The sequence below is a fragment of the Nocardia sp. NPDC003345 genome, assembly GCF_053589395.1.
Window position 1 is genome coordinate 1 of record NZ_JBSFRU010000056.1, and the last position, 24,065, is coordinate 24,065.

Below are 24,065 nucleotides of genomic sequence, written 5' to 3' on the forward strand. Positions count from 1 at the left end.
GTCGGCTTTGGCCTCGTATCCGAGGTATCCGACATAACCGCCGGTGAAATCGAAGGGCAGATCCGTGGCCGGGGGCAGGCTGCGCGCCCGCAACTGCTCGTCCAGGTAGTCCAGGACGGTGCCGGGCACCGAACGGGTCCGCCCGTCCGCGCCGGTCACGGTGACGTTCCCGCTGCCCACCCGGTAGCGCACCACTTCCGCCAGCGGTCCTGTGGCGTCGCCCAGGAAAGAGAACCGATCGAGCCCCGGTTCGACATGCGCGCTGTCCAGCCAGAACGCGGTGGCCGACGCGCCGTGGAGCCGGAGGAAGGCCGCCTCGGTGTCGACGGCGCGGCCGAGCATCCGATGCTGGAGCGTGAGAGAGAAGGACATCGTGGTCAGAACCCTACGCCCGGCCCGGGCCCCGAACTGTTGTCGGTTGCCCGCAGTTCGGCCGGGCGGGTGGGGCACAATGTCAGGCATGTCTGTTGCGCAGCCGGTAGGCGTGGATCGTGAGCACGTCGACTTCACCGTGGTCGGGAACTGGATGGACGAGCGGGGGCTCGCCGGTGGTGAGTTCCGGGATGTGACGGCTCTCGGTGGGGGGACGCAGAACATCATGCTGCGCTTCACCCGGGGCGGCCGGGACTACGTCCTGCGCCGCGGCCCGGCGCATCTGCGCCCGAAGAGCAACGAGGTCATCCGGCGCGAGGCCCGCCTGCTGGGCGCGCTGTCGGGCACCGATGTCCGCGCCCCCCGGGTGATCGCCGCCGAACTCGACGAGTCGGTCCTGGGCGCGGTGTTCTACCTGATGGAGCCGATCGACGGTTACAACCCGCAGACCGAGCTGCCGCAGCGGTTCGCCGACGATCCCGAGGCCAGGCGGCAGATGGGCCTCTCGGCGGTGGAGGCGATCGCCCGGCTGGGGGCACTCGACTACCGGGCGCTGGGCCTGTCCGACTACGGCAAGCCGGAGGGGTTCCTGGAGCGTCAGGTCGGCCGCTGGATGCACGAACTCGACTCGTACTCGGCCAACGAGAACTACCCGGGCCCGGAGATCCCCGGCCTGACCGACGTGGCGGACTGGCTGGAACGGCATCGGCCCGCCGAATGGACGCCCGGCATCCTGCACGGCGACTGTCATCTCGCCAACATCATGTTCTCCTACGAGCAGCCCGAGGTCGCGGCGCTGGTCGATTGGGAGATGTCCACCATCGGCGACCCGTTGCTCGATCTCGGCTGGCAGATCGCGACCCGGCCGGAGCCCGGGACCTCCGGCGCCGCGCTCATCGGCAAACTCGGCGAGGCCGGCGGGCTGCCGTCGAGCGCGGAGATGATCGAGCACTACGGCAAGTTCTCCGAGCGCGACCTGGGCGCGGTCACCTGGTACACCGTGCTGGCGTGTTTCAAACTCGGCATCGTGCTCGAGGGCACCTACGCCCGGGCGTTCGCGGGGAAGGCGCCGAAGCAGGTCGGCGATTTCCTGCATGCGAACACGCTCGAACTCTTCGCGCGGGCACGCGGCCTCATGGAGTGAGAACAGGTTTCACTCCTGAGTGACGTTGGGGTAACGGGTTCCGGACTCGGGAGTGGCCCGAGGGTGGTCGGCGGGAGTAACCCCCGTGCGAACCGTATCGCCGGTATCCATGGTGGAAGTGGGCGATTCGGGAGTGGTTCCGGCAGTGGCCGGTGGCGGTGGATCCGGCGTCGGCCATTGCCGTATGGTCGCTCGACCAGTTCGGCCGGGGAATCTTCCGCGATCTACTAGAACGTGTTCCAGTTGATGTCGTACTGTGGAGGCTGTCACATGAAAGCCCGCGCATGCGAGAGGTCGGACACGAATGAAGACGAAGGGCGCGATCCTGTGGGGGATCGACGAACCGTGGTCCGTGGAGGAAATCGAACTCGGCGACCCGCGCGCCGGTGAGGTGCAGATCCAGCTGGAAACCGCGGGTATGTGCCATTCGGACCATCACATGGTCACCGGCGCCACCCCGATGCCGTCCTTCCCGGCCATGGGCGGCCATGAAGGCGCGGGCGTCATCACCAAACTCGGCCCCAACACCCCGCCCGACCTGGCCGTCGGTGATCACGTGGTGCTGTCGTTCATTCCTGCCTGCGGCCGCTGTCCGGCGTGCGTATCGGGAAATATGGCGCTGTGCGACCTCGGAATGGGCCTGCTGTCGGGCCAGTCCGTGAGCGACGGCAGCTATCGCATCCAGGCCCGCGGTAAGGACGTCATCCCGATGTGCCTGCTGGGGACCTTCTCGCCGTATATGACCGTGCACTACAGCTCGGTGGTCAAGATCGACCCCGAGATCCCGTTCGAGGTCGCCTGCCTCGTCGGCTGCGGTGTGCCCACCGGTTTCGGCTCCTCCACCCATGTCGCCAACGTGATGCCCGGCGATACGGCGGCCATCGTCGGGATCGGCGGTGTCGGGATGAGCGCGTTGCAGGGCGCGGTGCTGGCCGGGGCGCAGAAGGTCGTCGCCATCGACCCGAACCCGTGGAAGCTCGAACAGGCGAAGAAGTTCGGCGCCACCCACACCTACGCCAGCATGACCGACGCGATCATGCCGCTGATGGAGGCCACCGAGGGCCGGATGGCCGACAAGGTCATCCTCACCATGGGCGAGATGGAGGGCGAGTACATCGAGGAGGGGCTGATTCTCACGGCCAAGGCCGGCACCCTGGTCGTCACCTCGATGGGCCGGATGGACGCCTTCGACGTGCGGATGAACACCTTCCTGCTCTCGATGCTGCAGAAAACCGTCAAGGGCTGCATCTTCGGCGGCGGCAATGCCCGGCAGGACATCCCGCGGCTGCTCTCGCTGTACAAGGCAGGTCAGCTGAACCTGGACGATATGGTCACCCGCAGCTACTCGCTGGAGGATGTGAACCAGGGATACAAGGACATGCTGGACGGTAAGAACATCCGCGGCATCATCAAGTACACCGACGCGGATCGCTGACGCCGGTCTCCGGGTGGATGTGCCCCGCGATGCCGGGGCCATCCGCCGGACGTCTGCGCGTCGGCGTGATTCGGGCGGCTGCCGCGGGGTCGGGGCTGTCTCGTAGTGTCGGGGGTGTGCGCGCATTCGAGCAGATCGAACAATGGCCGGTACGGCACGCCGCCGCGGGTGTCGTCACCCGCGAGGGGCGGCAATCGACCGGTGATGCCGGCCGGGCCTTCCGCCTCGCCTCGGTGACCAAACCCCTTGCCGCCTACGCGGTGCTGGTGGCGGTGGAAGAGGGCGCGATCGAACTCGACCAGCCCGCCGGACCGCCCGGTTCGACCGTCCGGCATCTGCTGGCCCACACCTCCGGGGTTGCCTTCGATACCGCCGATATCCTCGCCGAACCCGGCGCCCGCCGTATCTACTCCAGCGCCGGCTTCGAGATCCTGGCCGATTTCGTCGCCGCGAACACCGGTATCCCTTTCCCGCGGTATCTGCGCGAGGCCGTTTTCGAGCCGCTCGGCATGACCGATTCCGAACTCACCGGATCGGCCGGTCACGGCGCGTCTTCCACCCTCGCCGACCTGTTGTCCTTCGCCGCCGAACTGCTCGCGCCCCGGCTGATCTCGTCCCGGACCCATGCCGACGCGACCACCGTGCAATTCCCCGGCGTCAACGGGGTGCTGCCCGGTTTCGGTTCGCAGCGGCCCAACGACTGGGGACTGGGGTTCGAGATCCGCGACGGCAAGGCACCGCATTGGACCGGGTCGGCGAACTCGCCACGGACATACGGTCATTTCGGGCAGTCGGGCACTTTCCTCTGGGTGGATCCGGTGCTCGACCTGGCGTGTGTCGCCCTGAGCGACGAGAATTTCGGCGACTGGTCGCGCGAAGTATGGCCCCCGTTCAGCGATTCGGTGATCGAGGAGACCAGGCTCGCGCGCAACACGGGCCGATAAGTAACACGTGCAACACCGGGCACTCGAGTACACTCGGGCAACGCCTTGTCGACGGATCGTTGGGGAAGACGAGCATCGTCGAAACCGGAGGTGTACGTGGTGCGCGCATCGAGTCGATACGGGGAGGCGACGGCGGGTGTGGTCTTCATACACTCGTCGCCTACCGCGCTGTGCCCGCATATCGAATGGGCACTCGCGGCCGCTCTCGGCGCACCCGCCAGCCTCCGCTGGACCGCCCAGCCCGCCGCTCCCGGACAACTGAGAGCCACCACCGACTGGGTCGGCCCGGTCGGCACCGCCTCCCGTCTCGCGCAATCGCTGCGATCCTGGCCGGTGCTGCGCTTCGAGGTCACCGAGGACCCCAGCGAGGGGGTGGACGGCGAACGCTACAGTTTCGTTCCCTCGCTCGGCCTCTGGCACGGCTCCACCAGCGCCAACGGCGACGTGATGGTGGGTGAGATGCGCCTGCGTGCCATGCTGCGGGCCGGCCTCGAACTCGGCCGCCACGCCGTCTACGACCTGCCCGCCGAAATCGACCGGGCACTCGGAACCGCCTGGGACGAGGACCTCGAGATCTACCGCACCGGCAGTGAGGGCGCGGAGATCACCTGGTTGCGCCGCGACGTCAGCTGACGCGGGCCTCGTCCGGCGATCTCCCGGGCGCGGAATCGGCGGCGGTGGCGACCGGGTCGGTTCCGGGCCCCTGTCCACGGTGACGGCGGCGCAGTTCCGCCGGTGCCTCGCCGGTCCAGCGCCGGAAGGCCCGCCGGAACTCGCGCGGGTCGGAGAAACCGACCTCCGCGGCGATATCGGCGATCCGTAACCCGGAATCGACCAGCAGGAACCGCGCCCGGCGGGCGCGAACGCGGTCGCGGATCTCGCTGAACGTATGGCCCGAGCCGGCCAGCCGCCGCCGTAGTCCGCGTTCGGTCAGGTACAGGCGCTCGGCGATCTCCGCCATGGTCAGGGGGCGGCGCACGGTGTCGGCGAGCAGCGCCTCCACGGTGCCGACGAGATCGGGCGGGGGATTGTCCGGAGCCACCAGTTCTCGGCAGGCCTGGACGGCGATCTCCAGGCTCATCGGGTTGTAGGTGGCGATCGGGCTCGCCAGCAGGTCCGCCGAGAAACTCATCCGGTTGGCGTCGGCGCCGAACCGGAGGGGAGAGCCGAAGAATCGCCGGTAGGCGCCGGAATGTGGTGGTTCGGGGTAGGTGAATTCGACCAGCGTCGGCCGGACCTCGTGCCCGCAGAACGATCGGAACAGCAGCAATGTGCTGAAAAACGATTCCTCGCACAGGAACTGGAGCAGTTCGGGCTCTGGTGCCCGTTCGTAGAGCCGCAGCGCGAATTCGCCGCCCACGAACTCCGCCTCCGCGTCGGTCATACTGCCGGAGGCCTGATGCAGTTCCATACCCAGCCGCACCGCATCGGCCACCGTCGCCGACGACCGGACCGCCAGGCCGAGTACGCCGTAGGACTGCAGGGCATCACGGCTTCCCACCTGGATGCCGACCGGTCCGGGCAGTTCGCGCAGCGCGCGCTTCAAGAATGTGGCTGCCTGAGTGAAGGACACCCTCGTATCCGGTGAGTCCAAACGGTCTCTGCCCAGACCGGTTCCGGACAGCCAGGTCTCGACCGCGAAACCCTGGCGCTCGCCGAGATCGGCCACACCGAGCAATACCAACGGCGGGATGACGGCCTCGGTGAGGCGAGGATCCACGTGTACCTCCAGATCCGTCCGGTTTCACCCCCAGAATAGTTTCTCGCGCCCTCCCGGTCGTAGGACCGGGTGCGCTCTAATGACTGTCCCCGGCCGGGAACCGGACGACCGGCGCTCCGACACTTCGATGCGGGCGGGTCCGCCGATTCCGGGCTCCAGAGGGGGGAGCCCGGAATCGGAGCGAGTTAGGCTGTGCGCGGTCCGGTCTCATAGCCGGCGCCGGCCGGACAGTGGTCGCGCGGATACCGGCGCGCAGGGGGAGCTCGTAATGACGACATCCGCGGATGCGGTGGTGACAGATCTCGGCACGGTCGGTGCGACGAGGTTCGCGGTGGCGACGACCGAGCGGCCCTGGGAGCTGGATATCGACACGATCGCCGTATCGGTCGGCTCGGGGCTCGGGTTACTCGGCCATGCCCTGCGCGACCAGTACCCGGACGCGGCCTGGAACCTGATCACCTACGAACTGATCGATGCGGACCATCCCCGGTTCTTCGCGCTCTCCCCGGCGCGGCCGGAGCGGGCGCTGCTGGTCAACCCACGTCGGATCGGCGGCGACAGCCCGGCACCCGATGTCTTGCGATCCGCCGTCCGGCAGGCGATCCGGCTCGCCGCCGAGGGCGGGACCCGGGCACTGGGTCTGCCCTTGTTCACCACCGGTGTCCTCGGCGAACCGCTCTCCGAGGTAGTACCCGCTGTCGTCGGAGCGGCGCTCGAATCCGCGCTCGACGAAGCCCAGGATCAGCTGGAGTCCCTCGTCTTCTTCTGCCGCCGGGTGGACGAGGCGGAGGCCGTGGCCGCGGAGTTCGCCCGCGCGCGGCCGACCGTGGTGGGGGAACTGGCCGGTGGCCTCTCCAGCGATCTGGTCGACCCGACGGTCGGTATCCCGGTGACCCGTGACCAGCTGGGCGTGGCACCGTATGTGTCGATGCTGGCCACCGTCATCGCGGACCGCGAGACGCCGCTGCCACTGTCGGTGGGCATCTTCGGCGCGTGGGGGTCGGGCAAGAGCTATTTCATGGCGATGCTGCGGGACCGGATCGGCGAACTCGCCGGATCGGAGGCTCGTTACTGCACCGAGATCGTGCAGATCGGCTTCAACGCCTGGCATTACACCGACAGCAACCTGTGGGCCAGTCTCGGAGACGAAATCTTCGCTCAGCTCGCTGGATCCGGCCCCGGTGGGCGCGAACGCGCCGACCGGATCCGGCGAGAACTCGCCCAGCGGGTCGATCGGCGCGGGCAACTGGAAAGCGCTACCCGTGAGGCCGGTGACACCGCGGCCGCGCTCCGGGCCGAGATCGAACGCGCGGCCGCCGACCGGGAACGCAATGCCGCGGATCTGCTCACGGCCCTGCGTAACTCCGGCCGGTTCCGCGACCGGATCGACGATCTCTGGCGCCGGCTGGGGGTCGAGGACGAGGCGGCGCAGGCCCGGATGCTCGCCGACGAAATGCACGGGACCATCGACGAGGCCGAGGCGCTGCGGCGGGTACCCGCGGATCATCGCGGCCGGGTCGCGCTGGGCGTCGCGGCGGTGGTGCTGCTGTTGGGGGTCCTGCTCGCCGCCGTCGCTCCCGCTGTGCGCGAATGGCTGACCGCGCTGGTGGGCCTGTTCGGATTACTGGCCGCGACGGGGACCACCTGGCTGGTGCGGGCACGCTCCGGGGTGCGGGCGCTGCGGGAACTGGCCCAGGACCTGCACACCGGCATGCTCGATGCCGCCGACGCGGCGGTATCGGAACAGATGTCGGATACGCTGGACCGCCTCCGTATCGCCGAGGCCGAACAGAGTGTGGCGCAGGCGCAGTTGGACGAGGTCATCGCCCATATCGGTGAACTCGGCAGACAACTCGCCCGGCTGGCGCCCGGGCGGCGGCTGCACGATTTCGTCGCCGAACGCGCGCGCAGCGACACCTATTCCGGCAGTCTCGGTCTCATCTCCACCGTGCGCAAGGATTTCGAGCAGCTGGTCGAGCTGATGGCCGAATGGCGTGCCGACGATCAGCAATGGGATCGGTCCCGGCGGCCCGTGGATCGGATCGTGCTGTATATCGATGATCTGGACCGGTGTCCTCCGGCGCATGTCGTCGATGTGCTGCAGGCCGTGCACCTGATGCTGGCCTTCGAACTGTTCGTCGTGGTGGTCGGGGTGGATCCGCGGTGGCTGCTGCGCTCGCTGCGTACCAGCTACGCCGATCTCCTGCTGTCGGATACCGAGGAACCGGATGGGTTCGGCCACACTCCCGAGGACTATCTGGAGAAGATCATCAATATTCCGCTGGTGCTGCCCGCGATGTCGCCCAGCGGACTGGCAGGTCTCCTTCGCGCACTGGTCCGGCCGGGCGATCCGGAGCCCGGCTCGGACGAGCCCGCTCGCGCGGTCCCCGCCCTGCCGGCAGCGCTCGATTCCGGGCCGGTGCCCGGCGACGGATCCGGCCCGGTGGACCCGACGCCGGCCGCGGGCGTGATCCGGTCCGCCGAGACGGAGTCGATCACCGCGGAACCCGGCTCCGAAGTCGATCTGCAGCGGGTACCCGCCGTCCTCCGGCCGGTGCCCCGGCCGATGAGCGACGCGGAGCTCACGCTCCTGGGCTCGCTGGACGGGCTGATCGGGGCTCCGCGCGAAGCGAAGCGGCTCCTCAATCTGTATCGCATGGTGCGGGCCACCCGGGATCTGTCGGACGCGTCCCGTTTTCTCGGCTCCGACGGGGCACCGGGGGAGTACCAGGCGGTGATCGTGCTGCTCGGATTGCTCACCGCGAACTCGCGGATGCTGGGTGCCGTGCTGGACACGGTGCCGGAGCAGACGCGGGAAATATCGGGCGGTCTCACCCACCGTGACCCCGGCACTCCACTCCGTGATTTCCTCGCGGATCTGGAACCCCACGCGGCCGGTGACGCCTGGGCGAACCGGGTCCTGGGCCCGATACCTCGCGGCGATCTGGCCGAGTGGCAGCGTCTGCACCGCGGCCTCGCGCGAGTATGCGAGGCGACAACCCTGACCGACCTCACCGATCTGCTGCTGTGGCTACCTCGGGTCCGGTGCTTCTCCTACGCCCTTCCCGCGTCCGGCTGAACCGGGCCTTCGACGACAGAAAGGGTCGATCGAGGTGGTGGGGCGCCCTCGGGTGGTAACGGGTTCGGCTGCGCCCCGCCGATCCCGAATCGATGGGAGAATCGTGGCCACAAGTCTCGGGCGATCACAGGCCCGGGTCCGGCGGAAGGCCTACGGTGCCCAGCGAATCCGACCGCATCGCGAAGATCCCACCCCGCTGGTTCGTCGTCTCGGCCTGGCACATTCACCGCGCGCTGTACCGGGTGACCTTCGGGCGGTTCGGATTGTGGACTCCGAAGGACGCCACTCACTGGGGAACCATGCGGCTCACCACCACCGGGCGCCGTAGCGGGCGCAACCGCAGCGTCCTGCTCGGCTACTTCGAGGACGGCCCGAACCTCGTCACCCTCGCGATGAACGGCTGGTCCGACGGCGAACCGGCGTGGTGGCTCAATCTCCGGGAGCGGCCGGAGGCGACGGTCGAACTGAAGAGCGGCGATCGCGCGGTACACGCCCGGATCGCGGAGGGCCCGGAACGGGCCCGGCTGTGGGAGCGGTGGGGTGAGCGGATGGCGGATCTCGACGCCCATGCCGCACTGCGCTCCACCGAGACCGCCGTGGTGGTGCTGGAGCCGAGGCACTGACCGATCCCGGCCGGACCTGCGGCCGGAAGACGTAGCGGTCACGATGGGGCAACGACACAGGAGCGCTGCCGCGCTGTCCGGGCGGGCGGTGGCCGCTCTGCTCTACCTTCCTGAACATGGGCAGTGTCCTGGGTGATCTGTTGCCGATCGCGGTCGGCGTGGCGATCTCGCCGATCCCGATCGTGGCGGCGATCCTGATGATCCTGTCGGCCCGGGCGCGCGGCGCCGGTCTCGGATTCGCGGGCGGCTGGGTCGCCGGGATCGCGCTGGCGACGGCGATCGTCACCCTGCTGGCCGGGCCGCTGGGCGGTTCGCCCTACCGGGAGCCGTCCGGGGCCGGGGCCTGGGCGAAGATCGTGCTCGGCGTCCTGCTGCTGGCCCTGGCCGCGGTGCAGTGGTGGCACCGCGACGACACCGAGGTCCCGGCGTGGATGCGGGCGGTCGACGAACTCACCGTGGAGCGGGCGTTCGGCCTGGGGGTGCTGCTGTCGGCGGTGAACCCGAAGAACCTGCTCCTGTGCCTGTCGGCCGGCGTCGTAATAGGTGCCGGCAGCATCAGCGGAGGCGGTCAGGTCGTCGCCGTCGTGGTCTTCACACTGCTCTCGGCCTCCACCGTACTGGCGGTGATCCTCGGCTACATGGTGGCCGCCGACCGGTTGCGAGTCCCCCTGGGCCGCCTGCGCGACTGGTTGCAGGAGAACAACCACCTGGTGCTGGCGATCGTGCTGCTGCTGATGGGCGTAGTCGTCCTCGGGAAGGGGATCGGCGGACTCTGAGGGGCCGGGGCGACCGGCAGCCGCCGGAGCGTGCCCGGCCGAACCAGCGGGCTCGGTCGCCGACCGGATTCAGGTGAGAATCTCGTCCACGGATTCGGCAGTGGTGGCGAGGTCCAGCCAATGCCGGAGAACTTCCAGGTCGGTGCACGACCGGATGCGAGCCGCCTGAGTATCGGTGACGACGATCCCCCGGCGCTCGAGCACCCGGAGAATGCTGCCCGCCGCCTCTTCCGCGCGACCCTGATCCCGACCTTCATCGCGGATGCGTTCCGTCGTGACGGTGCGGATCATGGACGAGTTCAGCGTCATGAGATGCCTCCAGGTTTCTCCGGCCGGGCTGCTCCCGAGGCCGGCTTCGGTGAGCAGGGCGAAAACTTCCGCGTCGCTTTCGTCGATGCTCTGCAGTGCACCGGCCAGGGCTTTCAGTATGTCACCGATACAGGGGTCGTTCACATGGGTGATCGCGGACAGAGCCGCCAGCGGCACATCGGCGGCCGCCTGGGACTGGTCGGAAATAACCGGAACATTGTGCGGACCCAGAACCAGCGGATACACCGCGAAGCTTATCCGGCCGTTCGACGCGGCGGTGATCGGCTTATCCGCCCATCGGGCTATCGACTCGTCTTGGCAGATCACCAGCAGGTGTGGAACCTCGTCGTATCTGTTGTGCAGATAGGCCAGGTAGTAAGGCCACGACGCAAGCTTTCCGGCGTCCTTGCCGCGTTGCGCTTCGACGACGAGCAGGAAGGCCTCCTCCGCGGTGGTGATGCGGAGGAGCGTGTCTATCCGGCGTTCGAGAGGTTCGATCTCGGTGACATCGGTCGGAAGTAGTTCGACGGACACGGGATCGCCGAACGGAAGGTTCAACTCGTGAATGGCACGTGCGAAGACGCCGGGATCGTTCTGGAAGATCCGGTGCATTGCCTCATGTTGGGCTCCGACCATGCGGCCAACTTAGAGACGGATCCGTAGGACAGGGCTATCGCGCACGGCGTGTGCGAAGCGAACGGCGTGTCGCTGTCGCTATCCGGCCACGAACAGCGTAGAGGGAGGATGCCTCATGGCCGCATTGTGCCGCGGAGCCGACCTGCGGAAATTGCATGGACGCGTGGTGGGTGGGGTGGACCACAGGCTTGCCGGTCGGGTATGAATACGTTTGGACTGGACTGCTCCAATGAGCGGGTGGGATTCCCCGGGGTCTCATGCGTCGACGAGCGAGGCAGGTAACGCGGTCGGGACCAAGGGTGAGTCGATGAATGACGGCAAGACGCTCCGGGCCTGGTGGAACGATTCGGTCGACTACAGCTGGCTGGTGCGCACCTTGGCGGCCCGATCGGCACTGGGGCCGCTACGGGCACTGATCGGCGTGGCCGGCGCCGTTATCGCGGTGTTCGGCGCCGTGATCGCGGGCACGCCCGTGGGTCCGCCCGGTGACCCCGGTATCGCCTCGACGGTCGGAGTGCTGTCCGGGACCCTGTGGGCGCTGCGCTGGTGGCTCCTGCCTTGGCCGAGCAAGAACGAATCACTGGTGCTGATCGGATGCGCCGACGTCCTGGTGACCGTCGAATTCCTGCAGCTGCCGGATCGGCTGTTCGCGGCGATGGGCGCGGTGCTGCTCGTCGTCACCGGCAGCTATATCGGTTTCTTCCACAGCGCCCGGGTGCTGGCCGCCCATTCGGTGTGGGCGCTGCTGTCGGTGATCGTGTTCTCGGTACGGATCATCACCGGCGGCGGCGACGTCCGGATGGGTGTCGCGGTGGCGCTGTTGCTGTTCGTCTCGGTGGTCAGCGCGCTGCCCGCGTTGCAGCTCGTCTACTGGCTGCTGCGTACCGAATCACTATCGGATCCGCTGACCGAACTGCTGAACCGCCGGGGCCTGGAGATCCGGTTGCCGCGACTGGTGGAACGCCATCCGGCGATCTGTGTGATGACCTTCGACCTCGACCGCTTCAAGAACGTCAACGACACCTGGGGCCACCGCGTCGGCGACACCGTCCTGGTGCGCACGGCGCGACGACTGCACGACGCCGCCGGTGAGTCGGCGGTGGTGGCGCGGACCGGTGGGGAGGAGTTCGTGGTGGCCGCGCCCATCGCGGCGGCCACCGCGCGCGCCGAGGCCGAACGCCTGCGCCGCGCGGTGGCCGAACCACCCGAGACCACGGTGGAGGTCACCGCCAGTGTCGGTGTGGCGGTCTACGACGCGACGGTCCGCCCGAGTTCGCCGCGCCCGACTCCCGGCCGGCTCCTGCAGTGCGCGGACGCCGCGATGTACCGGGCCAAGGAGGCGGGCGGAAACCTCGTGGTGGTCGACGACCTCACTCCACCACAGGACGACAGGCATCCGGTCCCCGGATAGCGGGCCACGGCTGCTTCGGGCGCGCGGCCGCCGATTCTCCGATCGTCGGCCGATGGTTCGCCGCGAAGACGGAGGAATTTCGGACGGTATGAATCCTTCGGCCCCGCTCGTGCCTCTTATACGGGTCCCGGTAGATGCCGGGACCCGAACAGGAGGTTGTCGTGAGTGTGGGTATCGGATTGTCTGTCGCCATCGGCCTGGTGCTGCTCTGCACATGCATGGTCGTCGTGAAACGCAAAAGAGGTGGGCGTGGCTGACTCGACCTGGCCCGGTCCGCAGTTGATCGACGCCGCGCGCGGTGGTGATGTCGATGCGATCACCGCATTGGTGTCGGGCTCCCATCCCAACATTCAGCGCTTCGCCCGGTCCCTGTGCGCCACTCCGGAGGACGCCGAGGACGTGGCGCAGGAAGCATTGATCATCCTGTATCGCAAGATCGGGATCCTGCGGGCATCCGGTGCCCTGGCGTCGTGGATGTTCCGCATAGTGCGCAACGAATGCCTGCGCCGTGCGCGGCTGAGATTGCGGGACCACACACCGTTGCCGGACGGCGCCCCGGCGGCCTCGGCCGAGGACGAGGCGTTGCGGCGGCTGGAAGCGGGCCGGGTGGCGGCCGCGGTCGCGGCGCTGCCTCCGGACCATCGCCGCGTGCTGATCATGCGCGATATCCAGGGCTACAGCGGGCGGATGACCGCGGACGCGCTCGGGCTCGGTACGGCGGCGATGAAATCGCGGCTGCACCGGGCCCGCGCGATGGTCCGGCAAACACTCGACGACCCGGCTCCCGGAGGAAATGATGACCAGAACAAGACCTGATGGATCGGGCTTCGCGAGCGCGTCCCTGCCCGAGCATCTGGTGCGGGGCGCGATGGGTTTCGGTGCGCTGGCAGGTTCGGTGATGCTGGTCCCGATCATCGGGCCGGTCGGCCTGCTGTTGTTGCCCGTCGGGCTCGTCGCTCTGCGCGGATGCCCGACGTGCTGGGCGATCGGATTGATACAAACCATTACGAGAGGTCGGCTGCGGCGCTCCTGCGCGGATGACCGGTGCGCACTGACCGTCGCAGGCTCCGGCAACTGAACCGAGGAAGCATCGTCGATGAGTTGGCCGGGCGCCTGGACCGCGGCGGGTCCGGCCCACTCGATCTCTCCACACAGGCATATAGCTCCGGTGTGAAGGTCGTCGGTCGACCGGGTCACAGTTAGCATCCTTGGTCGTGACCGTCAGCAAAGATCGTGTGCGGGTTTCTGTTCCGGGCTCGATGCCACAGGGGGATCAGCGGGCCGGGATAGTGGCCGGTCGACGTGTCGGGGTGTGGGCCGTTGTGGCGGCGGTGGTCGCTGTCCTGGCCGCGGTCTCGATTCCGTTCCTCCCGGTGGAGCAGGAGCAGGCACGGGTGTCGTGGCCACAGGGGGCGACCGTGTCGTCGGTGGCCGCGCCACTGGTGTCCTATGCCGCGGACGAGGTGTCGGCCGAGATCCCCTGCGCGGCAGTGGACACCGTGGCCGGGACCGGTGGTGTGGTGGTCTCGACGGTTCCCCGGCAGTCCCCGGAGGCGGAACGCTACGGGCTGGTGATCAAGGCGGTTGCCGATACGGCGGATCGTCCGGGACGGGTCGATGTCGTCTCCCGGGGCACCCTGCTGTGGTCGGCGCCGTTGGAACAAGTGCGTGGCCGGGCGTGCACATTGTCGCTACGGGTGGACCGTGCGGGCGCGACGGTTTCCAGCAGTGGTGGGCCGGTGGACAAGAGTGAACGCCACGACGGAGACCTGCGTCCGCAGGTGGTGGGTCTGTTCACGGATCTGGCAGGTGCGCCGGTGCCGGGGATGCGGGCCGACGTGCTCGTGGATTCCCGGTTCTCGTCGTCACCGTCGCCGGTGAAGCTGGCGGTGATGGTGATGTGTCCGGCGGCGACGCTGGCCGCGCTGGTGCTGCTGTATCGGCTCGACGGACCACGGCGCGGCCGGATGGGGCGGGTGCTGCCCGCACGTTGGTGGCGGTGGCGGCCGGTGGACGCGGTGGTGGTCGCGACGATGGGGGTGTGGCATTTCATCGGCAACAACACCTCCGATGACGGCTATCAGCTCGGTATGGCCCGGGCCTCGGACAGTTCGGGATACATGGCGAACTACTTCCGGTGGTTCGGTGTGCCCGAGGCGCCTTTCGGCACACCGTATTACGACCTGCTCGCCGCGATGGCCAAGGTCTCGGCGGTCAGCCCGTGGGTACGGCTGCCCGCGCTGCTGGCCGGGTTGCTGACCTGGTGGGTGATCAGCCGGGAAGTGATCCCCCGGCTCGGAGCGGCCGTGAAGAACAGCCCGGTCGCGGTATGGACCGGCGCCGCCGTCTTTCTGGCCTTCTGGATGCCGTTCAACAACGGGCTGCGCCCCGAACCGATCGTGGCCCTCGGGGTTCTGCTGACGTGGTGCTCGATGGAGCGGGCCCTCGCGACCCGGCGGGTTTTCCCCGCGGCGGTCGCGCTGATCCTGGCAGCGCTCACCCTGACCGTCGGCCCCTCCGGGGTGATCTGCTTCGCGGTGCTCATCGCGGGCGCGCGCCGCCTCGTCGTGATCATCACCGACCGGGCTCGCGATACCGGTTACCTGCCGCTGCTGGCGCCGTTGGCGGCCGCCGGGCTGGTCGTGCTCACCGCGGTGTTCGCCGATCAAACCGTGGCAGGGGTGCGGGAGATGACCCATGTGCACAGCCTGATCGGGCCGGGAGAACCGTGGTTCTTCGAGTACCTGCGCTATCAGTGGCTGCTGCAGATCAACGCCGACGGCTGGTTGACCCGCCGGTTCGGAGTGTTCGTCCTGGTGGCGGGGCTGGTGGTGTGCATGGTGGCGATGCTGCGCCGCGGCGGCCGAATCCCCGGAACCGCGGCGGGCCCCTCGCAGCGTCTCGTCGGTGTCGCGGTCGGGGCGATGATCCTGATGATGTTCACTCCCACCAAGTGGACACACCACTTCGGTGTCTATGCCGGACTGGCCGGGGCGATCGCCGCGCTCACCGCCGTAGCGGCCGGCCCGGCGGTGCTGCGATCACCGCGTAACCGTGCTCTGTTCGCCGCGGCGGTGTTCTTCTTGCTGTCGATGTCGTTCGTCGGCGCCAATGGATACTGGTACGCCTCGTCGTGGGGTGTGCCGTGGGCGGATATCCCACCGGAGATCGCCGGTAAGGGTCTGTCCACTGTCGCGGCCGGGGCCGCGGTGGTGTGTCTGGTGTCGGCGGCCTGGTTCCACCTCCGCCCGACCGCACCGCGGCCACGCTCGCGCACTGTCCGGGTGACCCGGGTCCCGGTGTTGCTGCCGGTCGCTACGGCGATGGTGCTCTTCCAGTTGCTGTCGATGACCAAAGCGGCGCTCGCCCAGCAGGGCTCCTACTCGATCGCGGCCGCGAACCTGGCGGCCCTCGATGACGGATGCGGCCTGGCCGACGAGGTCCTGGTCGAGACCGATCCGAACACGTCCATGCTCACTCCCGCGGCCGGCGATATCGCCACCGCGTTGGCCGCCACCACCGCGACCGGGTTCACCGCCAACGGTGTCTCCGGTGACCTCACCTCCGACGAGGTCGAGTCGACCACGGGGCTGGCGAACTCGGTCGACGATCCCAACGACTCCACCGATACCGACCGCACGGCTGTTCCCGCCGGCTCCGAGACCGGCACGCCGCGCGGGACCGGGGTCAACGGCAGCGATGTTCCGCTGCCGTTCGGGCTCGATCCCGCCGTCACCCCCGTACTCGGCAGCTATCAGCACGGTGAGCAGGCGCCCGCGGAGTTGATCAGTGGCTGGTACCGGCTGCCCCCGGCCACCGGCACCGGCGAGGCCCGGATCATCGCCATCGCCGTCGCCGGCCGGATCCGATCCACCGATGAGGACGGCATCGTCACTCCCGGCCAGGATCTCGTCGTCGAAGCCGGGCGAAGCGGGGCCGAAGGCACCGTGACGGCGCTCGGTTCGGTCGAACCCATCGATATCGGACCGGCGCCGTCGTGGCGCAACCTGCGGGTGCCTCTCGACCGGCTCCCCGGCGAGGCCGATGTGGTCCGGATCGTCGCCACGGACAAGGACTTGGCGCCCGACCAGTGGCTGGCCCTCACCCCGCCCCGGGTGCCCGAGACACGCACTCTCAACGCCGTGCTCGGAAACCGGACTCCAGTGCTGCTCGACTGGGAAGTCGGACTGCATTTCCCCTGCCAGCAACTCATGCCCACCCGCGGCGGCGTCGCTACCCCGCCCGAATACCGGATTCTGCCCGACCGCAGCGGTGCCACCATCACCAACCTGTGGCAAGGCCACGACGGCGGCGGTCCACTGGGCTGGACCGGGCTCCTCCTCGCCGCCGAGACCCTGCCCACCTACCTCGACCACGACTGGCACCGCGACTGGGGCTCCCTCGAGCGCTACACCTTCCTGGACCCGACCACCAATCCGGCCCACATAACCTTCGACCGATCGCAGCGTTCCGGAACCTGGACACCGGGCCCCATCACCACCGCCTTCTGACAACGTGTCCCTGGTGTTCGGCCCCAGCCGGACGCCGGTCGGGGAGGACTGTTGTTCGGTGCGCGTGGCCCAACCGCGCGAAAGCCTCGTGAGGCAGGACAACCGAGAATTCTCGGTTCGACTGCGGGGCACTCCTCGTCGTGGGTGCCAGAGGGGTTCGCCCCCCTACCGCTCGGGTAAATTGCCGGTTCCGATGTAAACGGTGGACCGCTGTTTCATCGGTGATCACCTATGAAACACGCTCACATCAGCCCGTTGGACAGAGGGTGGGCGTCAGCCTTCCGGGTGTCCGTCGTAGACGCGGATTTTGTACTCGGTGGTCTCCAGCGCCAGGCCGAGCTCACGGATCTGCCGTGTGATTCGGTCTCGCTGGTCGAGCATGATGCGGCGGCGTTCCGGGATGGTGCTCGGGCCCTGCTCGACGAGCAGGATGTAGCGCTTGAGGTCGGTCATGGTCATGCCGGACAGGCGCATCCGGGTGAGAAAGACGAGGCGGCGCAGGTCGAACGCGGAGTACTCGCGGTACCCGGAGGCGTTGCGAGCGGGCCGCACGAGTCCCTCCTGCTCGTAATACCGGAGGGTGTGCGTCGACAGCCCGACAAGCCGGGCGGCCTCGGCGACACTCTTGGGTACCGTCGAGGCCTCGATCGTGGCGTCGTCGAGCAGCTCGTGCAGCGCATCGATCGCCGACGAGGATGGCCCGTCGCTGGCAGCGAGGATGCGTTCGATCAGCGCTTCGGTGGCCATGGCCCACAGCGTACGGCGATCAGAACGCGCGCACCGCGGGCGGCGTGCCCGGGAAATCTGCCGACTCACTCACAGACGCCCATTTCTCGACGTCGTCGAGCGCACCACGGTAGACGCGGGTGAGATTGCGAACCGCCTCGGCGCCGAGCGGGAGCCGCAGCGGCGCACCGGGGGTGCCGAGCATGTCGCGGATCACCCGGGCGGCGCGTGCCGGGTCGCCCTCCTGGATGCCGTCGGCCTCGGCCATGTTCGCGCGCACGGCACCGATGGCCTCGTCGTAGATCGCGCTCTGCTGCGCTGTGTTGAGCACATCGGCGGCGTTGAACGCGGTACGGAAGCGACTGGGTTCGACGATGAGGACGCGGATGCCGAACGGTGCGACCTCGCCCGCGAGCGCCTCCGACCAGCCCTCGAGTGCGAACTTGCCTGCTGAGTAGCTGCCGACGGCGGGGAACGACATCCGCCCGCCCTGACTGCTCATCTGCACGATCGCACCCGAGCGACGCTCCCGCAGGTGGGGCAGCACGGCACGCACATAGGCGGCCGGTCCGAACAGGTGCTGCTCGAGCATGGCCCGCAGCGCGGCATCCGTGATCTCTTCGGCGGCACCGACCTGTCCGGCACCGGCATTGTTGACGAGCACGTCGACGCGCCCGAACACCTCCAGCGCGCGCTGTACGACCGTGGCCGCTCCCGCCGTGTCGCGCACATCGTGCTCGATGGTGAGGAGCCGATCCCCGTACCGCGCCTCGAGCCCGCCGAACCGGTCGGCCCGTCGCGCGGTCCCGATCACATGCTCGCCGGCCGCGAGTGCCGCCTCGGCGAGCGCCAGGCCGAGGCCCGAACTCGCGCCCGTGATGATCCATGTCTTCGTATCGTTCGTCGTGGTCACGGCCCTGACGCTAAAGCTTCGAGCGCGCTCGAAAGCAAGCCGCGCTCAGGCTCGGCAGGCGACGAGCGGCCGGCCCGCTCGATCCACTGCGCGACGATCTCGGCGCGGTGCACGCCCTTTCCTTCGCTGACCAGTATGAGGAGCAGCCCTGTCCTCCGCCGGAAACTGAATAGCAGGACCGTTATCCAGGTCCGCTACGCCGCTCCAGCGCTCGCGTTATGAGCGTTCGGGCGGCGTCGTTGTAGGCGGCCTGGTCGGCGAGCACGGCGAAGGTCTTCTCGTGCAAAGCGATCTCGGACGGCCGGGTCATGGTCAGCTCGGCGCTGACGGTCTCGGTGAGCACCTGAGCGCGGTCGTAGATGACGAAGTTCGTCGCGGGGGCGCGGTACTCGATGTCCAGCGGGATCACTCCGAGCCGGAGGTTGGGCCGTTCCATTTCGCCGAGGAGGTGTTCGAGCTGCGCGACCATCACCACGTTGTCGCCGACAGTCGGATACAGGGCGGCCTCGCCGATCAGGATGTGGAAGCGATGCCCCGCGCGTTGAAGGACGTTCTTGCGGGCCATCCGCATGGCTACGGCCTCGTCCAGGTCGTCACGGCCGCCGATCATGGAGATGCAGACGCGCAGGATCGCGCGGGCGTAGCCCTCGGTCTGCAACAGGCCGGGCATGGTGTCGGGGTCGTACCAGCGGATGAGCCGGGTCTCGCCTTCGACCTTGATGGACTGGCGCTGGCGGTGCGCGTGCCCGGCGGCCAGGGTGCGCTGCCATTCCAGGTACATCGCGCGCAGGTTGCGCAGACTTGCGACCAGGTCGTCCAGGACGGCCATGCTGTCGCAGGCTGCGCACCAGTCGGCGAGGTCGGCTTCGGACGGCGCTTGTTTCCCGCGCTCGATGCGGCTGATCTTGCTGGAGTGCCAGCCGCACCGAGCGGCGAGATCGACGCCGGACAGGTGGGCGGCTCGGCGCAGCTCCCGTAGGCGTGCGCCGAGCGCGGCCCGTGCGTCATCGACAGCTTTCACGGCGCGTGCGCGTACTCGCTGTCGGCGTAGCGGGCGTGGTCGATTCCCCTCGGCCACAGAGTCGCCCGTGCTTGCACGCACAGGCCGACGATGCCCGGATCGGTGGTGATGGACAGGCCCATGAACTCTCCCGTCTCGGCGAACGTCGTGAACGCCAGCGTCTCGTCATCGAACAACCAGAAATCATCGCCGGGCACCTCGGCCGGGTCGGCGAGGTGGCGCGGCAGCCACCGTACGACCTCGCCGACCTCTATGTTGCCGTCCGTCTCGCTGAGCAACCACCGGGTGTAGGTCGAGTGCGGGACCGTGACCACGCGTAGCCGTTCCAAGGAGACGCCGCGCTCGGCCGTCTCGATCACCAGGTTGTCCCACGCCTTCCACGACTCCGGCTGTTCGTCCGGTTCGTAGGTCTCTCCGGCCTCCCAGCGCCGCAGCGCTTCGACTTCATCGGCCACGCCGTAGGAGTCCTGCACCTCCAGGTGGAAGGCATACCTTCGAGCCGCCCGGAAGAGCGGCTCGAATACTTCGTCACCGACGACGTGGAGCATCAGCGCACCACCACGGCCGTCTCATGGTCGGCGAGACGGAGCTGTGCGAGGACTTCGGGGGCGGTGACCTGCTCACCGCTGACCAGGAGCTTTCCGGGGACTTCGGTGGCCTCCACGGACAGCGTCCTGCCCGGCTCCAGCCAGTCGAGCAGCGCATGAGGCACCAGCACGGTCCCGGTTCTCTGGGTGATATCGCCCTGTACGACCAGCTCGCCGGTCTCGGCGGCATATACCGCCGGGCAGGTGCCGCTCTTGGAGCCGGAGCCGAGCAGGCGCAGTGTGAGGTGGGAGTGCATCGTGAGGCCATCCTTTGCAATCGAGGCGAATATCCCTCGCAATAGTCGCTGTACACCCCTCTACCTACAAGGTAGAGCGCAAAAATATGCAAAGTGGTATCGGGTCCGGGCAGTGCCCGCCCAGGATTCGTTTATGCCCGGCCGTCGGGTGTGTGCTCCCCGGCGGCCGGTGCAAGCCATCAGAAGGACGACCGAGGGGCAATGATGCGGCCGACCGCATTTGGATGGATCGACTTCGAGACCAGCGCCGCGCCGGAGTGGGATGCCGCGCAGGTGCGTAAGTTGGCGCGCCGTCTCGGTTATCGGCTGGTGTGGCCGGATGAGCGCTCGCGGTTGCCTGTTGCCGACCAGGCACGCGCCGCCGGAGTGGAGGCGGTGATCGTGCCCGCTCCAGATCACCTCAGCCCGTTGGAACTGAATTGGGTGATGGGCGTTGCCGATGTGGAGACGGTGTTGCCCCGGCTGTCCTTCGCCCGCTGGCACGCGGGCGGGGCGGCGCGGTGATCACCCTCGGGTGGATCGTCGTGATCGGACTGCCGCTGGCGGTGATCGTCGGCGCGATCTTCTGACCGGCGCGCATCCCGCCGGATCCTTCCGCCTCACCGCGCTCAGGCCTCGTCCGGGTGGAGTCGTCGGTGTCGGCCGGTGCGAACGTACCTGATGGCGCGCGGCTCTGTTCGCCGATCTCGTAATCGGTCCGAATGATCAGAAATAGCGCCCCTGACCTCGGCTTCGAAATGGTGGGCGCAGAGGGGTTCGAACCCCCGACCGCTGGTGTGTAAAACCAGAGCTCTACCGCTGAGCTATACGCCCGGGCCCCCGGACGGCCTGTCCGGGGGAACGGTCTATGAATCTAGCGCGGCGAGCGCTTTCTCCCAAGCCGCCTGGTCACGGGCCTCTCCGGGACCGTTCATCTCGGCGAAACGGATGATTCCCTCCCGGTCCACCACGAAGGTGCCGCGGTTGGCGAAACCGGTGGTGTCGTTGAAGACGCCGTAGGTTTGCGCGACCGCGCCGTGCGGCCAGAAATCCGACAGCAGCGGGAAGGTGTAGCCCTGTTCGGCCGCCCAGATCTTATGGGTGGGCGGCGGGCCCACCGAGATCGCGAGGATTTCGGTGTTGTCGTTCTGGAAGCGCGGGAGCTCGTCGCGGACCTTGCACAGTTCACCCTGGCAGATGCCGGTGAAAGCGAGCGGGTAGAACACGATCAGGACGTTCTTCTCGCCGCGGTAGTCCGACAGCGAGACCTCCTGGTTGTTCTGATCCTTGAGGGTGAACTCCGGCGCCTGGGTGCCGACCTCGAGGGGCATGGGGGACCTCCAAATCTCGGGCCGCGCATCCGGTGGGCCGGGCACGCGGTAAAGCGATGGGCGGCTCAGCGCTGTTTCGTGGGCGCCTTCGGCTGGACGAGCCGGCTGGCCGACCATTCGCCGAGTTTGATCGCCGAGGTCTGGGTGAGCCCCGCGGTCGGTGCGGCCTCGGCGATCTCACTGGGATCGACGTGCCCGTCGTTGCCGGTCTTCGGGGTGAGCACCCAGATGAAACCGTCCTCCGACAGGGGGCCGATGGCCTCCATCAGCTCGTCGACCAGGTCACCGTCGCCGTCCCGCCACCACAGCAGTACGACATCGATGACCTCATCGGATTCCTCGTCCAGCAATTCACTGCCGGCAGTTTCCTCGACGTCGGCCCGGAGGTCGTCGTTGGTGTCCTCGTCCCAGCCCAGCTCCTGGACGACCATGCCGTGGGTGATGCCAAGCTTCTGAGCGAAATTCTGATCCTCCGCCGCGGCGACCACGGTGGCGTCCTCCTCAACTCCCGACTACAGATATCTGCAAGCGAACATGGTTATCGGCCCTAACGCAAGCCGATCGGGTAGATCGAATTTCTGATGTCGCGGGAAACCCCTGGTGACGGGCGATCCGGGTCAGGCGGGGCAGGCATCGCGTACCGCGTTGCGCGAGTCGTTCACGCGCTTGCTCGCATCGTTGAGCGGACCGACGGGGGAGGTGTAGGTCATCTCACGGGTGGCCTGGGAGAGGGCGCGCGCGGCGGTGACGTAGTCGACGAACTTGGTCTTCAGTTCCTCGGGCAGATCGGCGCCGGCGGTGTTCACGCCGCCCTCGACCGTGTTGGCGGCATTGTCCAGCGCGGTCACCGCGGCATCACGTTTGGCGTCGTAGTCGGGCGCGTTGTTGTCGTGCGCGTCCACGAACTCGTTGTATTTGCTCACTCCGGTACCGGTGGTGCCGGGGAACAGGGTGCAGTTGTCGGAGATGGCCTTGTTGCGGGCGGCGGCGATCCGGGAGGAGGTCGCGGCGGCGGACGAGGACGACGCGGCGTCCCGGTAGGCGCTCGCCTCGGCGGTGTTCGGAGTCGCGACACCCTGGATCTGGGTCGCGCAGCCCGCCACGGTCGCCCCGGTGACCAGTGCCGCGGCAGCGCACACCAGCCCGGCCCGGCGCGGGTCCAGCCCTCTCATCGTCCTCCAGACTCCTCGGTTCAACCCTGAGACCTGCCTGTCGCACGGTACTGGATCGGCGGCTGACATGATGATGTGGGACGCGCCACGCGAGGACGCGGGCGTGCCCGCAATGTTCGTCACGGGTGATCCGCACACCAGCGGGCCACTCGGGGTTACCGCAGCCATCAGCTCGACCACCCCCTGTACGAGGAGCAGTTTTGACCGATCTGATCCACTCTGGCGTCCCGGCGGAATCCGCTGTGCCGGGTTCCGCTCCCACCCCTCGCGACGCCAACGGCGTGCCGCCCGGTGGCCGAGTCCGCGTGATTCGCGAAGGAGTGGCCTCATACCTACCGGATATCGACCCGGAGGAAACCAGCGAATGGCTCGAGTCGTTCGACGAGATGCTCGAGCGCGAGGGGCCCGGCCGGGCCCGTTACCTGATGCTCCGGATGCTGGAACGCGCCGGTGAGCGCCGGGTCTCCATCCCTTCGCTGACCTCCACCGACTACGTCAACACCATTCCCACCGAGAACGAGCCCTGGTTCCCCGGCGACGAGGAGACCGAGCGGCGCTTCCGGGCCTGGATCCGCTGGAACGCGGCCATCATGGTGCACCGCGCGCAGCGTCCGGGTATCGGTGTCGGCGGCCATATCTCGACCTACGCGTCCTCGGCGGCGCTCTACGAGGTCGGGTTCAACCATTTCTTCCGCGGTAAGGACCATTCCGGCGGCGGCGATTCGATCTTCATCCAGGGTCACGCCTCGCCGGGTATCTACGCCCGCGCCTTCCTCGAGGGCCGGCTCGGCACCGACCAGCTCGACGGATTCCGCCAGGAGTACAGCCACGGCGGTCTCGGCAAGGGCCTGCCGTCGTATCCGCATCCGCGGCTGCTGAGCGATTTCTGGGAATTCCCGACGGTGTCGATGGGCCTGGGCCCGATGAACGCCATCTACCAGGCGCGTTTCAACCACTACCTGCACGATCGCGGGATCAAGGACACCTCCGACCAGCATGTGTGGGCGTTCCTCGGCGACGGCGAGATGGACGAACCCGAATCGCGGGGTCTCGCGCATGTGGCGGCCATGGAGGGCCTGGACAACCTGACCTTCGTGGTGAACTGCAACCTGCAGCGCC

Annotated in this window: 21 protein-coding genes, 1 tRNA gene and 2 pseudogenes; 12 read left to right on the forward strand and 12 right to left on the reverse strand. The window is 68.1% G+C overall.

All coding sequences use genetic code 11. The features are described 5' to 3' along the window. A pseudogene (locus ACWDU1_RS09520) lies at positions 1-372 on the reverse strand (aminodeoxychorismate synthase component I); the annotation flags it as partial. A gap of 79 nt (positions 373-451) precedes the next feature. Between ACWDU1_RS09520 and ACWDU1_RS09525 the strand changes: the two are divergent. From ACWDU1_RS09525 to ACWDU1_RS09540, 4 genes are all read left to right on the forward strand, one after another. Further along, a complete protein-coding gene (locus ACWDU1_RS09525; protein ID WP_449997109.1) occupies positions 452-1,516 on the forward strand; it encodes a phosphotransferase family protein in 1,065 nt (354 codons plus the stop codon). Positions 1,517-1,820: 304 nt separating this feature from the next. After that, positions 1,821-2,951, forward strand: coding sequence for an NDMA-dependent alcohol dehydrogenase (locus ACWDU1_RS09530; protein WP_449997111.1), 1,131 nt, complete (start codon positions 1,821-1,823; stop codon positions 2,949-2,951). Positions 2,952-3,067: 116 nt separating this feature from the next. Continuing rightward, a complete protein-coding gene (locus ACWDU1_RS09535; RefSeq protein ID WP_449997113.1) occupies positions 3,068-3,895 on the forward strand; it encodes a serine hydrolase domain-containing protein in 828 nt (275 codons plus the stop codon). 99 nt (positions 3,896-3,994) lie between these two features. Next, entirely contained in the window at positions 3,995-4,528 is a 534-nt protein-coding gene (locus ACWDU1_RS09540) for a DUF3145 domain-containing protein (protein WP_449997115.1), read from the forward strand. Here the strand turns inward: ACWDU1_RS09540 and ACWDU1_RS09545 are convergent. Continuing rightward, positions 4,521-5,615 (reverse strand): AraC family transcriptional regulator, encoded by a 1,095-nt coding sequence (locus tag ACWDU1_RS09545; RefSeq protein ID WP_449997117.1) that lies wholly within the window; start codon positions 5,613-5,615, stop codon positions 4,521-4,523. The two genes, ACWDU1_RS09540 and ACWDU1_RS09545, sit on opposite strands and share 8 nt — an antisense overlap. A gap of 268 nt (positions 5,616-5,883) precedes the next feature. Between ACWDU1_RS09545 and ACWDU1_RS09550 the strand changes: the two genes are divergently transcribed. From ACWDU1_RS09550 to ACWDU1_RS09560, 3 genes are all read left to right on the forward strand, one after another. Beyond that, positions 5,884-8,694 carry a P-loop NTPase fold protein gene (locus tag ACWDU1_RS09550; RefSeq protein ID WP_449997119.1) on the forward strand — a complete coding sequence of 937 codons (2,811 nt, stop codon included), beginning with the start codon at positions 5,884-5,886 and terminating at the stop codon, positions 8,692-8,694. Positions 8,695-8,849: 155 nt separating this feature from the next. Next, positions 8,850-9,317 carry a nitroreductase/quinone reductase family protein gene (locus ACWDU1_RS09555; RefSeq protein ID WP_449997121.1) on the forward strand — a complete coding sequence of 156 codons (468 nt, stop codon included), beginning with the start codon at positions 8,850-8,852 and terminating at the stop codon, positions 9,315-9,317. A gap of 116 nt (positions 9,318-9,433) precedes the next feature. Continuing rightward, positions 9,434-10,093, forward strand: coding sequence for a GAP family protein (locus ACWDU1_RS09560; protein ID WP_449997123.1), 660 nt, complete (start codon positions 9,434-9,436; stop codon positions 10,091-10,093). Between the two features lie 69 nt (positions 10,094-10,162). Here ACWDU1_RS09560 and ACWDU1_RS09565 read toward each other — a convergent pair whose 3' ends face one another. Continuing rightward, a complete protein-coding gene (locus ACWDU1_RS09565; protein WP_449997125.1) occupies positions 10,163-11,038 on the reverse strand; it encodes a hypothetical protein in 876 nt (291 codons plus the stop codon). Between the two features lie 307 nt (positions 11,039-11,345). Here ACWDU1_RS09565 and ACWDU1_RS09570 point away from each other — a divergent pair, with 307 nt between their 5' ends. The 3 genes from ACWDU1_RS09570 (at position 11,346) to ACWDU1_RS09580 (ending at position 16,960) form a co-directional block, all read left to right on the forward strand. Continuing rightward, positions 11,346-12,449, forward strand: a complete 1,104-nt coding sequence (locus ACWDU1_RS09570) for a diguanylate cyclase (protein WP_449997127.1) — start codon at positions 11,346-11,348, stop codon at positions 12,447-12,449. 249 nt (positions 12,450-12,698) lie between these two features. After that, positions 12,699-13,265 carry an RNA polymerase sigma factor gene (locus tag ACWDU1_RS09575; RefSeq protein ID WP_449997129.1) on the forward strand — a complete coding sequence of 189 codons (567 nt, stop codon included), beginning with the start codon at positions 12,699-12,701 and terminating at the stop codon, positions 13,263-13,265. 443 nt (positions 13,266-13,708) lie between these two features. After that, entirely contained in the window at positions 13,709-16,960 is a 3,252-nt protein-coding gene (locus ACWDU1_RS09580) for an arabinosyltransferase domain-containing protein (protein WP_449997148.1), read from the forward strand. A gap of 273 nt (positions 16,961-17,233) precedes the next feature. Here the strand turns inward: ACWDU1_RS09580 and ACWDU1_RS09585 are convergent, their stop codons facing one another. The 5 genes from ACWDU1_RS09585 to ACWDU1_RS09605 all read right to left on the reverse strand — a co-directional run bounded on the left by ACWDU1_RS09585 (position 17,234) and on the right by ACWDU1_RS09605 (position 20,464). Further along, on the reverse strand, positions 17,234-17,707 hold the full coding sequence (locus tag ACWDU1_RS09585) for a MerR family transcriptional regulator (protein ID WP_449997131.1): 474 nt from the start codon (positions 17,705-17,707) through the stop codon (positions 17,234-17,236). A gap of 19 nt (positions 17,708-17,726) precedes the next feature. Then, positions 17,727-18,599 carry an SDR family NAD(P)-dependent oxidoreductase gene (locus ACWDU1_RS09590; RefSeq protein ID WP_449997133.1) on the reverse strand — a complete coding sequence of 291 codons (873 nt, stop codon included), beginning with the start codon at positions 18,597-18,599 and terminating at the stop codon, positions 17,727-17,729. Positions 18,600-18,780: 181 nt separating this feature from the next. Further along, the gene (locus tag ACWDU1_RS09595) at positions 18,781-19,620 is read right to left on the reverse strand and encodes a helix-turn-helix domain-containing protein (RefSeq protein WP_449997135.1); all 840 of its coding nucleotides are present in this window, start codon (positions 19,618-19,620) and stop codon (positions 18,781-18,783) included. Continuing rightward, positions 19,617-20,168, reverse strand: coding sequence for a DUF6879 family protein (locus ACWDU1_RS09600; RefSeq protein WP_449997137.1), 552 nt, complete (start codon positions 20,166-20,168; stop codon positions 19,617-19,619). The genes ACWDU1_RS09595 and ACWDU1_RS09600 overlap by 4 nt, the downstream gene beginning before the upstream one ends. Then, positions 20,168-20,464, reverse strand: coding sequence for a hypothetical protein (locus ACWDU1_RS09605; protein WP_449997139.1), 297 nt, complete (start codon positions 20,462-20,464; stop codon positions 20,168-20,170). Before ACWDU1_RS09605 ends, ACWDU1_RS09600 begins: the two co-directional genes overlap by 1 nt. Before the next feature lie 201 nt (positions 20,465-20,665). Here ACWDU1_RS09605 and ACWDU1_RS09610 point away from each other — a divergent pair, with 201 nt between their 5' ends. Beyond that, positions 20,666-20,968, forward strand: a complete 303-nt coding sequence (locus ACWDU1_RS09610) for a hypothetical protein (RefSeq protein ID WP_449997141.1) — start codon at positions 20,666-20,668, stop codon at positions 20,966-20,968. Between the two features lie 234 nt (positions 20,969-21,202). Here ACWDU1_RS09610 and ACWDU1_RS09615 read toward each other — a convergent pair. The 4 genes from ACWDU1_RS09615 to ACWDU1_RS09630 form a co-directional block, all read right to left on the reverse strand. After that, positions 21,203-21,277: transfer RNA gene (locus ACWDU1_RS09615), tRNA-Val, on the reverse strand. Positions 21,278-21,309: 32 nt separating this feature from the next. Then, positions 21,310-21,774, reverse strand: a complete 465-nt coding sequence (locus ACWDU1_RS09620; protein WP_357427166.1) for a peroxiredoxin — start codon at positions 21,772-21,774, stop codon at positions 21,310-21,312. 65 nt (positions 21,775-21,839) lie between these two features. After that, a complete protein-coding gene (locus ACWDU1_RS09625) occupies positions 21,840-22,262 on the reverse strand; it encodes a DUF3052 domain-containing protein (protein ID WP_449997144.1) in 423 nt (140 codons plus the stop codon). 129 nt (positions 22,263-22,391) lie between these two features. Further along, positions 22,392-22,946 carry a hypothetical protein gene (locus ACWDU1_RS09630; protein WP_449997146.1) on the reverse strand — a complete coding sequence of 185 codons (555 nt, stop codon included), beginning with the start codon at positions 22,944-22,946 and terminating at the stop codon, positions 22,392-22,394. 242 nt (positions 22,947-23,188) lie between these two features. Between ACWDU1_RS09630 and ACWDU1_RS09635 the strand changes: the two are divergent. After that, a pseudogene (locus ACWDU1_RS09635) lies at positions 23,189-24,065 on the forward strand (pyruvate dehydrogenase (acetyl-transferring), homodimeric type); the annotation flags it as partial.

What these genes read in the sequence shown, in the direction of transcription:
- ACWDU1_RS09525 (WP_449997109.1), top strand. Translation starts at nt 452, where the DNA reads ATGTCAGGCATGTCTGTTGCGCAGCCGGTAGGCGTGGATCGTGAGCAC.
- ACWDU1_RS09530 (WP_449997111.1), top strand. Translation starts at nt 1,821, where the DNA reads ATGAAGACGAAGGGCGCGATCCTGTGGGGGATCGACGAACCGTGGTCC.
- ACWDU1_RS09550 (WP_449997119.1), top strand. Translation starts at nt 5,884, where the DNA reads ATGACGACATCCGCGGATGCGGTGGTGACAGATCTCGGCACGGTCGGT.
- ACWDU1_RS09560 (WP_449997123.1), top strand. Translation starts at nt 9,434, where the DNA reads ATGGGCAGTGTCCTGGGTGATCTGTTGCCGATCGCGGTCGGCGTGGCG.
- ACWDU1_RS09565 (WP_449997125.1), bottom strand. Translation starts at nt 11,038, where the DNA reads ATGGTCGGAGCCCAACATGAGGCAATGCACCGGATCTTCCAGAACGAT.
- ACWDU1_RS09570 (WP_449997127.1), top strand. Translation starts at nt 11,346, where the DNA reads ATGAATGACGGCAAGACGCTCCGGGCCTGGTGGAACGATTCGGTCGAC.
- ACWDU1_RS09580 (WP_449997148.1), top strand. Translation starts at nt 13,709, where the DNA reads ATGCCACAGGGGGATCAGCGGGCCGGGATAGTGGCCGGTCGACGTGTC.
- ACWDU1_RS09585 (WP_449997131.1), bottom strand. Translation starts at nt 17,707, where the DNA reads ATGGCCACCGAAGCGCTGATCGAACGCATCCTCGCTGCCAGCGACGGG.
- ACWDU1_RS09600 (WP_449997137.1), bottom strand. Translation starts at nt 20,168, where the DNA reads ATGCTCCACGTCGTCGGTGACGAAGTATTCGAGCCGCTCTTCCGGGCG.
- ACWDU1_RS09605 (WP_449997139.1), bottom strand. Translation starts at nt 20,464, where the DNA reads ATGCACTCCCACCTCACACTGCGCCTGCTCGGCTCCGGCTCCAAGAGC.
- ACWDU1_RS09610 (WP_449997141.1), top strand. Translation starts at nt 20,666, where the DNA reads ATGATGCGGCCGACCGCATTTGGATGGATCGACTTCGAGACCAGCGCC.
- ACWDU1_RS09620 (WP_357427166.1), bottom strand. Translation starts at nt 21,774, where the DNA reads ATGCCCCTCGAGGTCGGCACCCAGGCGCCGGAGTTCACCCTCAAGGAT.
- ACWDU1_RS09630 (WP_449997146.1), bottom strand. Translation starts at nt 22,946, where the DNA reads ATGAGAGGGCTGGACCCGCGCCGGGCCGGGCTGGTGTGCGCTGCCGCG.